Genomic DNA, 11,054 nt, shown 5'->3' on the forward strand with positions numbered 1-11,054 from the left:
CAGCTCTTCCAGCGCCGTCTCTTCGCCGCGCTTGGCCGTCACCTGGTCGGTGACATCAAGGGTCGCACAGAGGATGCCGGCGACCATGCCGTCATCGTCGCGCAGCGGGGTGTAGGAGAAGGTGAACCAGGTGTCCTCGGTGCGGCCGTCGCGGCGCATCGGGATGAGCAGCTCTTTGAAGAGCTGCGAACTGCCTTGGAGCGTGGTGGCGATGATCGGCGAGAACTGTTCCCAGATATCCCCCCAGACCTCGCGGAAGGGTCTTCCGAGCGCATCCGGATGCCGCTCCGGGAAAACAGGCACATAGGCGTCATTGTAGAGAAAGGCGAGATCCGGACCCCAGGCGACGAATTTGGGCTGGCGGGAATTCAATACCATTTCGGCGATATGCTTGAGAGAGGCAGGCCAGCTTTCGACCGGACCGAGGCCGACGGCGTGGAAAGCCGGATGCCGTAACAATTCGCCGATTTCGCCGCCACCTCTCGGCCAGCCGTCCCCGACGCTTCCCATTCAAAATCGCTTCCTAGTCGTCCGCCGCACCAGTGTCATCGGTCGCCTCGGGGTTCGAACCTTCCAAACCTCAACATAGAGGCTTCCGATGGGAGGGAAAGGGCGCGGTCGAAATATCCTTAACTGCCGGGTGTTGAACACTTTTAACAGTTTGCGAGGACCACCAGGGAGGTTATTTTCGATAGAGTTTTTGCGATGCGGCGAAGGCGCGGCCGATGTAGACGGAGACCAACAGCACCGGCGCGCGCGGATCGCGGAATACCAGTCCGACGAGGTTATCGACGACAAGGATGAACCCGAGCGCAAGACCGAGGTACAGTAGCGYGGCGATGATGAGGAGCGACATCTCCATCCCTCACACGATCGCGATCGAAGCGCGGTTGCTGGCTAAAAAGAGAATTTCGGTATGACCGGCGTTCATGGCAACTTCCCCTGTTCCGCCATAAACCGTCATCGTATCTTCTTGTTCCCGGTTATCGGGCGAAGGTACGATTTTTTTTGGAAGCCTCAAAGCTTGCAGCGTCATCCGGCCTCTGTTCACCCCCGCATGGAAGCCCCACYTCTGAAATTCCATAAAGCATAACTAATTCAGGCATATGACAAAGAAGAGCGAAGGGCGTCGCGACGACGCCCTTTTTAATCGACGTGCTCGGTATTCCGGTATTCAGGACGCCGTCTTACGGCTCGCGGTGCGCTTCGGTGCCGGTGTCACGACGCCGTTCGTCTTGCTGCCCGTGACGCTGCGTTTCGCCTTGGGCTTGACTTCCTTGCCGTCGGAAGACGCAGCAGAGCCCTCGAGCGTTTCGCGCTCGTGCCGTGCCTGTTCCCAATGGATGGAATCTCGCCCCGTCGGATAACCCTCTTCTTCCCAGAGGGCGTATGCACGTTTTTTGATCCACTCTTCCCGAGTTTCTGCCATCGCTGATCTCCAGTCACATGATGCCGTCGTTCGAACGCGATACTGCTTTGATGGTTCCAGAGGAGTGGGGCTCTTTCAAGCGAAATCGCGTCGCAACCGGAAATATTTCGCATCGCAGCATATTAGGGTTGAGAATCGGCACTCATGAAGGCCGAAATGCCGCCGCCTTGTGCAGATCTGATACGAACTCCCGGCGCTGCCGTTGCTGCTCTTCTTTGTCTCGGATGCGCAAGAGATAGGAGGGGTGGATGGTGACCAGGATAGGCGGACGGTTTGCCGGATGCAGAATATGGCCGCGCTCTGGCGTCAGTTTCGCCTTCGGCCCGAGCAGCGCATAAAGCGCGCTTGCGCCGAGCGTCACGACGAGTTTCGGCTGCAGGATGTTGAGCTCTGCGCCGAGCCACCAGGCGCAACGTCTGATCTCGCCGGCATTCGGTTTTGAATGCAGCCGCCGTTTGCCGCGCGGCGTGAACTTGAAGTGCTTGACCGCGTTGGTGACGTAACAGCGCTGACGGTCGAGGCCAGCCTCCTCAAGGCAGCGATCGAGCAGACGACCGGCGGGGCCGACAAAGGGCCTGCCGGTCAGATCCTCCTGGTCGCCCGGCTGCTCGCCGATGAGGACGATCTCGGCTTTGACAGAACCTTCGCCGAAGACGATTTGCGTGGCATTCCTGTAGAGGTCACAACGGGTACAGCCTTCGGCCTGATGCCGGAGTTCGGCAATGCTGTCGGCATCCGCGACTTCGAGCGCCAGGGCAGGGCCGACATTTGCAGCTATGTTCATGATGGGCGATCCTCAGTCTTCTTGGGGTCAATCGATCCATGCCGGCATTGTTCCCGTTCGGGAATGGGCAGCGCGCTTTCGAAATCTGCGGGCCCATTCCGGAACCTTTCGCGATCGGTCCCCGGGCCGGCAAAATGGTCAAGGTGAAAATTTCGCGTCATGGGAGAGCGGTGGCGCGATTGAACGCCGCCGTTTCGGGGCTATATTCGCCAGCGATGTTCTATCTTCTGTCGACCTACTGGCCGCATATCCTCTTTGTCGTTTCGATCGCCATGGGGGCCGCGGCGGCGATCCATGCCGCCATGACCAAGGAAGAGGTGCGTGCCGCGACCGGCTGGGTCGGCGTCATCATGCTCTCTCCGATTATTGGCGCGCTGCTCTATGCGATTGCCGGCATCAACCGCATCCGCCGCAAATCGCTGAGTGTCCGCCGCGACGCGCTGCTGCTGGCGGCAGAATTCGACGAACTGGAGACATTCGATGCCGAGGCCGAGACGGTGATCAGCCAGTTCGGCCGCCGCTTTGCGGCGCTGCAGACGCTGGGCGACCGGGTGACGCGCAATCCGCTGACGACAGGCAATACAATCGACATGCTGGAGACCGGCGACGAGGCCTATGCGGCGATGAAATCAATCATCGACGCGGCGACGCGCAGCATCCTGCTTGAAACCTATATTTTCGACCGCGATGCGGTTGGCCTTCGCATTGCCGATGCGCTGATTGCGGCGGTCAGGCGTGGTGTGGAGGTCCGGGTGCTGATCGACGCGGTCGGGGCACGTTATTCGGTGCCGAGCATTCTCGGCCATTTCAGGGAGAACGGCGTCACGGTCGCCGTCTTCAACGGCAATGTCATCATGGGCTTGCGGCTGCCCTATGCCAATCTGCGCACCCACCGCAAGATCCTGATTGTCGACGGGAAAATTGCGCTGACCGGCGGGATGAACATCAGGGCGGGCTTCAGCGAGGAGGCGACAGGCGAGAGCTTTGCCCATGACACGCATTTCAGCGTCACCGGCCCTGTCGTTGCCGACCTCTTCGACCTCGCCGCCGAAGACTGGCGCTTCTCGACGCAGGAGTTGTTGAACGACGAGCCCTGGCGCATCGAACCGCCAGAGCGCAGCCCCGGTGATCCCATATTGATGCGTGTCGTCGCCTCCGGCCCGGACCGCAGCGTCGAGACCAACCACAAGATGCTGACGGGTGCCTTTTCCGTGGCGCGCCAATCGATCCGCATCATGTCGCCCTATTTCCTGCCGGACCGCGAACTCATCAGCGCCCTGGTGACGGCAGCGCGGCGCGGCGTCGAAGTCGATATCGTCGTGCCTGCGGTCAACAACCTCGTGCTGGTCGACCGGGCGATGACGGCGCAATTCGATCAGATCCTCAAGAATTATTGCCGCATCTGGCGCTCCACCGGCAGTTTCAGCCATTCGAAGCTGCTGACGATCGACGGCACCTGGGCCTATGTCGGCTCTTCCAATCTCGACCCGCGTTCGCTGCGGCTGAATTTCGAGGTCGACCTTGAAGTGCTGAACGAGGGCTTTGCCGCCGAGATCGACGAGCACATCGAGGAAACCCTGAAAACGGCAGTGCCGGTGACGCTTGAGGGGCTGCAGGCGCGACCCTTCGCAGTGCGGTTGATCGAAAAGGTGCTATGGCTTGGGTCGCCTTATCTCTGAAGGATTTTTTGTGATCGGACGTGGCAAGTCCGGCTTGCCTGCCTATACTGCTGAGACAAGCCTCTTCGATCAACGGAACAAGTGCGCCTGCCGATGCACGCCAGAAAAGACAGCCTTCCCGCCAGCATTCTTGCCTCGATCCGGAGCAGGAAAAAACGGCTCGATGCAGCCTATACAGAGGCAAGGCCGCGCAGTGCGGGAACGCTGATCGCCTCCTACAACGTGCACAAGTGCATCGGCACCGACCGCCGCTTCGATCCGGAACGCACCAGCCGGGTGATCCATGAAATCGGCGCCGACGTGATTGCGCTGCAGGAGGCCGACACGCGCTTCGGCGAACGCACCGGCATTCTCGATCTCGGGCGGCTGGAGCGGGAGACGGGACTGATCCCGGTGCCGATTGCCGGCATGGCGAAGGCGCATGGCTGGCACGGCAATGTCGTGCTCTTCAAGAAGGGGCTGGTGCATGACGTGCATCAGGTCAAGCTGCCGGGGCTGGAGCCGCGCGGGGCGCTGGTTGCCGAAATCGAGCTCGAGCAGGGCGGGGTGCTGCGCATCATCGCCGCGCATTTCGGATTGCTGCGCCATAGCAGAGCCCAGCAGGCGCGCACGCTCGTCGAACTGATCAACGACAGGCACGAGATGCCGACCATCCTGCTTGGCGACCTCAACGAATGGCGGCTCGGCGACCGGTCTTCGCTCAACACGTTCCAATCCGCCTTCGGACCGCTGCCGCCCGCTGTCCCGAGTTTCCCCGCCGGCCTGCCGCTTCTGGCCCTCGACCGGATCATCGCCAACCGCAAGGGGATCATTTCGGAGGTGGAAGCGCATGACACGCCACTGGCGCGCATCGCCTCCGACCACCTGCCGATCAAGGCGCTTGTCGATCTGGAACCGGTGCCTGGCTGATGTCATGGCGACAGCGGGTGCCGTCGCCGTTGTCACTTCGCCCGGCGCTTTCACTCAAGCATGGCTGAAACGTCACCAGCCGGATGACGTTCAATATGATCTCGAAAATCCGCTTGCGCATTGATATCTCTCCTTCGCGATCATATGCCGCCTCTTGCCTGGCGCCTTCAAACGAGTTTATCGTCGGCCTCGAATGACTTGAGGTTATGGATGAAACGCGGGCGCCTGCCACTGACGGCTTTGCGGAGTTTCGAGGTCGCCGGCCGCCTCGAAAGCTTCACGCTGGCGGCGCAGGAGCTGTTCATCTCGCAGGCAGCGGTCAGCCGGCAGATCCGCGAGCTGGAGGCGTCGCTGGGCGAAGCGCTCTTCGAGCGCCGCCATCGCGGCGTCGACCTGACCGCCTCGGGCAACAAGCTGCTGGCGATCCTGACGTTATCCTTCGACCGGATCGATGAATGCCTGGAGGAGATCCGCGGCCGGTCGACGGATGCCGCGGTCACGATCAGCGCGGAACCTTCCTTCGCGGCATGCTGGCTCGTTCCCCGCCTGCCGGAGTTTCGCGAGCGGCATCCCGAGATCGAGGTGACGATCGACTCCGATCCACGCCTCGYCGAGTTCCGCAGTGGTCAGGCCGAAATCGCCATCCGCCACAGCGCGGTCGCCACCGCCTGGCCGAGGACCGAGAGCGAGAATCTCGCCGATGTCAGGATGATAGCGGTCGCAGCGCCTGCCTTGCTCAAGATGGGACCGGCGATCATGCGGCCGGAGGACATTCTGCGCCACACGCTGCTGCATGAGGAAAACCGGGACGTGTGGTCGAGATGGTTCGAGACGGCTGATGTCGCCATGCCGGAGACAGCGCGGGGACCGATCTATGCCGATGGCGGCCTGGTGATGCAGGCGGTCCTGCGCGGGCAGGGCGTAGCGCTGATGGACGAGATCTTCGCCGAGGAGGAGATCAAGGCAGGCCGGCTGCTTTGCCTCTTCGATATTGCCATTCCTCATGGCGCCTACTGGCTCGTTGCGCGCAGTTTCGAACGGCTCAGCCCGTCTGCCTCGCTCTTCGTTCGCTGGATCGGGTCCCGGATCGGGGGATTCTGAAGGGGGTGGGCGAGGGCGATCTATTGTCTGTGCCGCTCGACCTMGGTCAGCACCGTGATGAAGGCCCGCAAACCTTGCGGCACGTGACGGTGGCCGGGATAATAGAGACAGAGGCCCGGAATGGCGGGACACCAGTCGTCAAGCACGGTGACGAGCGCGCCGCTTTCGAGAAAAGGCCGGGCGGTGCGATCCGAGACATAGGCGATGCCGAGCCCCTTTGCCGCCGCCTGCGCMATCAGCTCGACATGGTCGAGTGTCAGCACGCCCGGAACGTCGACGACAAGCTCGTGACCGTGTTTTTCGAACTCCCAGCGGAAGAGCTTGCCGCTTGGCAGCCGGAAACGGATGCAGGCGTGGGACTTTAATGCGTCCGGTGTCTGCGGCGCCGGATGCGCTGCGAGATAGGCCGGCGAAGCGACGGCAACAAAGCGGGTATCGCCGCCGAATTCCACCGCGATCATGTCGAGCGGCACCGCCTCGCGAAGCCTTATGCCGGCATCAAAACCGTCGGCAATGACATCGACGAGCCGATTGTCGGTGACGAGGTCAAGCGACATGTCGGGATAGCGCGTGAGAAAGGTCGGGACGGCGGCATCGAGCAGCACCTGCGCGGCGATCTCGCTGGTATTGATCTTCAGCGTCCCGCTGGGGTGGCCGCGGAATTCSTTGACCTCCTCGAGCGCCAGATCGAAATCCCTGAACAGTGGTGTCAGACGGGTGACGAGGCGCTCGCCGGCTTCCGTCGCCGCGACGCTGCGGGTCGTCCGGTTGAGAAGCCGAACGCCCATATTTGCTTCGAGCGAACGCATCAGATGGCTGAGCGTCGAAGGTGACAGACCCAACTCGTCGGCGGCTTTGCGGAAGCTGCGATGGGTGACGATGGCAGACAAGGCTCTCAGATCGGCAAGGGTCGGCCGGTAATTCATGGCTAAAATTCACTAACTCATGCAGCATTCAACGGATGGAAGCAGGAATAGGCTCATCTATCTTTACCTTCAAGAGCAGCCGTAATCCGGCGGCATGAAAGGTAAGACAATGGCAAAGACATGGATGATAACAGGCGCCTCCTCCGGTTTCGGGCGCACCATGACCGAAAAACTGCTGGCGCGCGGCGATCGCGTAGCGGCGACGGTGCGTAGGCCGGAAGCGCTCGACGATCTGAAATCACATTACGGCGAGAACCTCTGGATCGCGACGCTCGACGTCAGCGATGACGGGGCAGTACGCCCGGTCGTTGACGCCGCCTTTGGAGCGATGGGCCGGATCGACGTCGTCGTCAGCAATGCCGGCTACGGCCTGTTCGGTGCTGCGGAGGAAGTCAGCGACGAACAGATCCACCATCAGATCGACACCAATCTGATCGGCTCGATCCAGGTGATCCGGGCAGCGCTGCCGCATATGCGCGCACAGGGCGGCGGCCGCATCCTGCAGGTGTCTTCGGAAGGCGGGCAGATCGCCTATCCGAATTTCAGCCTCTACCATGCGACCAAATGGGGCATCGAAGGCTTCATCGAAGCCGTTTCGCAGGAGGTCGCCCCCTTCGGCATCGAATTCATCATCGCCGAGCCAGGTCCGGCGCGGACCGATTTCGGGCGCGGCCTGGTCGCGCCGCAGCCGATGGAAGTCTATGACGCGACGCCGGCCGGCGAAATCCGCCGCGCCATCGCCGACGGCAGGTTCGAAGCCAAGGGTGACCCTGTCAAGATGGCCCAGGCGATGATCGAGGCTGCCGAACAACACTCGGCTCCGAAGCGGCTGGCGCTTGGCGCCGGCAGCTATGCCTCGATCCGCAAAGCGCTGGTCGAGCGGTTGGCTGAGCTCGACGCCTTCAAGGAGGTGACGATCTCCGCGGATGTCGGCGCCTGACCGCGACCAGCAAACCCCGTTGTTGGCGCCGGCCGGGCCGATGCCAGCCGGCGCGCTATGTCCAATCCTGCAATGTGCGCTAGAGAGCGCCTGCTGCCTGCAGCAGCTTGCGATCGAGATCGACTGCCACGCGGGCACCGGAGCGCGCAGCATCCAACTGTTGTTGAAGACGTAATGCGGCCCGTCGTCAACGTGGGTTGCCGCAAATTTGAACAGTTGGCCGCCGGTGTGCAGGTCGTGGGTAGGGCCAGGCTTTCGCTGGTTCCAGCCCTGATTTCCCTAGACGTAGAAATAGCCCGATCGTCCCACCTGCACTCTCAGAACGTAAGCGGCGTCGGTTTAACGGCGCTGCGTAGCGTAGCACCTACAGCCGAGCTGTTTCTTGCGCAGAGCGCGAAAGTGTTTCCCTTTGTGAGCTCTTTTTCCCGAAGTTCAAGAAGTTAAGTTTCGACCCACGGCGGAGGAAACAGCCGTTGGGAGGATTTCATGAGCTTCAATTTGTTTGGCCGGGTCGGCCTTGTTGAGCCTGCCTAAGCAGGCGTCGAGCCCCTGCAGTCGGGAGACGCGATTTCCCAAGACCTCAACCGAGCCGGTCCTCCGGCAGTCCGAAACTCAGAAATCAAAGAAGTAGATCGATGATCAAGCATATCGTCATGTGGGACGTCCGTGGGGAAAGCGCCGAGGAAAAGCAGGCCGCCGCCTTCGACCTCAAGGCAAAGTTCGAGAGCCTCCGCGGGGAAATCCCCGGACTGTTGTTCCTTGAGGTCGGCATAGACTTCTCTCGCGTCGATTACGCCTGCGATGTCGTGCTCTATTCCGAGTTCAAGGACGAAGCGTCCCTTGAGGGCTACGCCACTCATCCCGCGCACCTGCGGGTCAGGGATTCCCTGAAGGACGTCCGGATCGCCCGACACCAAGTCGACTATTCCCCGTTTAAGAGCGCCAGCGCGCATGCAAGCGCCGACTGAGGCGTGAAGGCCGAGGAACCTATGACCACGACGATCACGCAGTCCCAAGACCTCATGTCTTCGCCGGTCCTGAACGTCCGAGGCCTCCGCAAGACMTACGGCGGCGTCGTCGCTCTGAAGGGTGTCGACTTCGACCTGATGCCGGGCGAGATCCACGGGCTGTGCGGGGAAAACGGAGCCGGCAAATCGACCTTGGTCAAGATCCTCGGTGCTCTTGTCGCCCCGACGGAGGGAGAAATCACAGTCGACGGCGTCCCACTCAACGGCGGCCGCCGAACCGACCCTCGGCTGATCTCGATCGTCCATCAAGAGCTATCGATCATTCCGGACCTCTCGGTGCTCGACAACGTTCTCCTCGGTGACCAATCTATCGGCGAGTTCCTTTTCCGGGGCCGTTACCGCGCTGCCATTCGTGGTCAGCTTGACGACATCGGGCTCTCCCACGTCGATCTCGATCAGCCAGCTCGCGAGCTTGGTCTCGCTGAGCAACAGCTGATCGAGATCGCACGGGGGTGTCACGCGGAGCCGGCATCCTCATCCTCGATGAACCGACCGCGACGTTGTCCGACAGCGAGATACGCCGCGTGTTCACGGCCGTCAGATGGCTGCGGGACCAAGGCTCGACGATCGTGTTCATCAGCCTACGCCGCCCAGGCCGTCGTTGACGTCCTCGACGGCAAGACGGTGGAGAAGACCCGCTTCCTTCCGCATGAGATCATTACGAAGGACAACGTGAAGGATTGCTACCCGGCCAACGGAAAGTGATCGACGCAGACTCGGTGGCGGCGTCCGAGCCGCTACCACTCCCTCCGAGCTGACCTTTGAGGGAGAGCGATGACGATGAAAGGAAAAGCCCATGCTCTTTGCGGTTCATTGCCTTGACCATGCGGATGGCCTGCCACGCCGCCTGGCGAACTACGACGCCCACAAGGCGTATCTCTCCGCGGGCGCGGTGAAGACCATAATCTCGGGACCGCTTGTCGCCGATGACGGCGAGACCATGATCGGCTCGCTCTTCGTCTTCGAGGCCGACAAGATCGACGACGTGATCGCGTTCAACAACGACGACCCGTTCGCCCACGCCAATGTCTGGCGGCAAGTGGACATCAACCCGTTCTTGAAGCGCGTCGACAATCGCTAGGAACGCAGGAGGTCCGGTCCGATCGGGGCCGGAATCGAGGAGCCGACATGCAGTCTTTCGTCTATACCGGCCAGTCGGCCAGAGTGATTTTCGGGTCAGGAACGTTGGCCCAGCTTCCCGCGGAAGTCGATCGTCTCGGGCTGAAGCGGGTCTTGGTACTGGCGACGCCGCCGCAGGCCGAGGATGCGGAGAATCTTTCCGCGCTTCTGGGCGTGCGTTCGGTCGGTGTCTATTCCCAAGCGACTATGCACACGCCCGTGGACGTAACCGAGGACGCGATGAGGGTCGTGGCCGACAAGAACGTCGACGGCCTGATCGCAGTCGGTGGCGGATCGACCACAGGGTTGGCCAAGGCGATCGCGCTGCGGACCGATCTGCCTCAGATCGTCGCCCCGACTTCTTATGCCGGATCGGAAATGACCCCGATCCTTGGCGAGACCAAGGACGGGCAGAAGGTCACGCAGAGCAGCCCGAAGATTCTTCCGGAGGTMGTCATCTACGATGTGGACCTCACGCTCACCCTTCCCGTCGGCATGTCGGGCACCAGTGGCATGAACGCCATCGCCCATGCGGTCGAGGCTCTCTACGCGAAGGAGCGGAATCCGGTCGTGTCGCTGATGGCGCTGGAGGCGATCCGGGCCTTGGTACGGTCGCTGCCGCTCATCCACGACGATCCAGCCGATCGCGACGCGCGGGCCGACGCGCTCTATGGCGCGTGGCTCTGCGGCATCTGTTTGGGTTCGGTCGGCATGGCCCTCCATCACAAGCTCTGCCACACGCTGGGCGGCTCGTTCGATTTGCCACATGCGGAGACCCACACCGTGGTCCTGCCGCACGCGCTCGCCTACAACGCGCCCGCCATTCCCGAGGTGATCGAAAAACTCCGGGACGTGCTTGGCCACCAGGACCCCGCTGCGGCACTTTTCGAACTCGCGGGACGGATCGGCGCGCCGAGGTCTCTGAGAGAGATTGGCATGCCGGAACACGGTGTCGATGTGGCGACCGAGCGCGCACTGGCCAACCCGTACTGGAACCCCCAACCATTGGAGCGCGACGGCATCCGCGCGCTCATCGCCCGCGCCTATGCGGGCGAGGCTCCGGCCATTTGATGGCGAGCAATTCGGGCCGAGGAGGATAGAAAATTGTCTGAGATGAGCAAAACCGAAAGGTCGAAGCC

At 61.8% G+C, this 11,054-nt stretch carries 14 protein-coding genes; 8 read left to right on the forward strand and 6 right to left on the reverse strand.

Translation table 11 applies throughout. The annotated features are described in order from the left end of the window. The 5 genes from AC1ECN_RS37095 to AC1ECN_RS37115 form a co-directional block, all read right to left on the reverse strand. Positions 1–510: PAS domain-containing protein (locus AC1ECN_RS37095; RefSeq protein WP_477955853.1), on the reverse strand; the 510-nt coding region annotated here is incomplete at its 3' end. A gap of 172 nt (positions 511–682) precedes the next feature. Beyond that, positions 683–856, reverse strand: a complete 174-nt coding sequence (locus AC1ECN_RS37100) for a hypothetical protein (RefSeq protein WP_477955855.1) — start codon at positions 854–856, stop codon at positions 683–685. Positions 857–865: 9 nt separating this feature from the next. Next, positions 866–1,036 (reverse strand): hypothetical protein, encoded by a 171-nt coding sequence (locus tag AC1ECN_RS37105; RefSeq protein WP_018071067.1) that lies wholly within the window; start codon positions 1,034–1,036, stop codon positions 866–868. Positions 1,037–1,174: 138 nt separating this feature from the next. After that, positions 1,175–1,429, reverse strand: a complete 255-nt coding sequence (locus tag AC1ECN_RS37110) for a DUF2934 domain-containing protein (RefSeq protein ID WP_024319964.1) — start codon at positions 1,427–1,429, stop codon at positions 1,175–1,177. 142 nt (positions 1,430–1,571) lie between these two features. Beyond that, on the reverse strand, positions 1,572–2,213 hold the full coding sequence (locus tag AC1ECN_RS37115; RefSeq protein WP_130674054.1) for a UdgX family uracil-DNA binding protein: 642 nt from the start codon (positions 2,211–2,213) through the stop codon (positions 1,572–1,574). 215 nt (positions 2,214–2,428) lie between these two features. On the opposite strand from AC1ECN_RS37115, the gene AC1ECN_RS37120 reads away from it, so the two are divergent. The 3 genes from AC1ECN_RS37120 to AC1ECN_RS37130 all read left to right on the forward strand — a co-directional run bounded on the left by AC1ECN_RS37120 (position 2,429) and on the right by AC1ECN_RS37130 (position 5,902). Continuing rightward, positions 2,429–3,892 (forward strand): phospholipase D-like domain-containing protein, encoded by a 1,464-nt coding sequence (locus tag AC1ECN_RS37120; RefSeq protein ID WP_130674053.1) that lies wholly within the window; start codon positions 2,429–2,431, stop codon positions 3,890–3,892. Between the two features lie 93 nt (positions 3,893–3,985). Further along, a complete protein-coding gene (locus AC1ECN_RS37125) occupies positions 3,986–4,801 on the forward strand; it encodes an endonuclease/exonuclease/phosphatase family protein (RefSeq protein WP_018071070.1) in 816 nt (271 codons plus the stop codon). A gap of 210 nt (positions 4,802–5,011) precedes the next feature. Further along, positions 5,012–5,902 (forward strand): LysR substrate-binding domain-containing protein, encoded by an 891-nt coding sequence (locus tag AC1ECN_RS37130; protein ID WP_477955857.1) that lies wholly within the window; start codon positions 5,012–5,014, stop codon positions 5,900–5,902. Between the two features lie 20 nt (positions 5,903–5,922). Here AC1ECN_RS37130 and AC1ECN_RS37135 read toward each other — a convergent pair whose 3' ends face one another. Then, entirely contained in the window at positions 5,923–6,828 is a 906-nt protein-coding gene (locus AC1ECN_RS37135; RefSeq protein WP_477955859.1) for a LysR family transcriptional regulator, read from the reverse strand. Between the two features lie 109 nt (positions 6,829–6,937). Between AC1ECN_RS37135 and AC1ECN_RS37140 the strand changes: the two genes are divergently transcribed. The 5 genes from AC1ECN_RS37140 (at position 6,938) to AC1ECN_RS37160 (ending at position 10,986) form a co-directional block, all read left to right on the forward strand. Continuing rightward, positions 6,938–7,768: an SDR family oxidoreductase gene (locus tag AC1ECN_RS37140; RefSeq protein ID WP_130674050.1), complete on the forward strand. Its 831-nt coding sequence runs from the start codon at positions 6,938–6,940 to the stop codon at positions 7,766–7,768. Between the two features lie 635 nt (positions 7,769–8,403). Beyond that, entirely contained in the window at positions 8,404–8,736 is a 333-nt protein-coding gene (locus tag AC1ECN_RS37145; protein WP_130674049.1) for a Dabb family protein, read from the forward strand. Positions 8,737–8,757: 21 nt separating this feature from the next. Beyond that, complete coding sequence (locus tag AC1ECN_RS37150; protein ID WP_197728643.1) at positions 8,758–9,501, forward strand: ATP-binding cassette domain-containing protein; 744 nt, start codon at positions 8,758–8,760, stop codon at positions 9,499–9,501. A gap of 91 nt (positions 9,502–9,592) precedes the next feature. Continuing rightward, positions 9,593–9,877 (forward strand): YciI family protein, encoded by a 285-nt coding sequence (locus AC1ECN_RS37155; RefSeq protein ID WP_130674048.1) that lies wholly within the window; start codon positions 9,593–9,595, stop codon positions 9,875–9,877. Between the two features lie 47 nt (positions 9,878–9,924). Beyond that, complete coding sequence (locus AC1ECN_RS37160; RefSeq protein WP_130674047.1) at positions 9,925–10,986, forward strand: maleylacetate reductase; 1,062 nt, start codon at positions 9,925–9,927, stop codon at positions 10,984–10,986. Positions 10,987–11,054: the final 68 nt, after the last annotated feature.

The organism is Rhizobium sp. 01N447_2 (assembly GCF_056399245.1).

What these genes read in the sequence shown, in the direction of transcription:
- AC1ECN_RS37105 (WP_018071067.1), bottom strand. Translation starts at nt 1,036, where the DNA reads ATGACGCTGCAAGCTTTGAGGCTTCCAAAAAAAATCGTACCTTCGCCC.
- AC1ECN_RS37110 (WP_024319964.1), bottom strand. Translation starts at nt 1,429, where the DNA reads ATGGCAGAAACTCGGGAAGAGTGGATCAAAAAACGTGCATACGCCCTC.
- AC1ECN_RS37115 (WP_130674054.1), bottom strand. Translation starts at nt 2,213, where the DNA reads ATGAACATAGCTGCAAATGTCGGCCCTGCCCTGGCGCTCGAAGTCGCG.
- AC1ECN_RS37120 (WP_130674053.1), top strand. Translation starts at nt 2,429, where the DNA reads ATGTTCTATCTTCTGTCGACCTACTGGCCGCATATCCTCTTTGTCGTT.
- AC1ECN_RS37125 (WP_018071070.1), top strand. Translation starts at nt 3,986, where the DNA reads ATGCACGCCAGAAAAGACAGCCTTCCCGCCAGCATTCTTGCCTCGATC.
- AC1ECN_RS37140 (WP_130674050.1), top strand. Translation starts at nt 6,938, where the DNA reads ATGGCAAAGACATGGATGATAACAGGCGCCTCCTCCGGTTTCGGGCGC.
- AC1ECN_RS37145 (WP_130674049.1), top strand. Translation starts at nt 8,404, where the DNA reads ATGATCAAGCATATCGTCATGTGGGACGTCCGTGGGGAAAGCGCCGAG.
- AC1ECN_RS37155 (WP_130674048.1), top strand. Translation starts at nt 9,593, where the DNA reads ATGCTCTTTGCGGTTCATTGCCTTGACCATGCGGATGGCCTGCCACGC.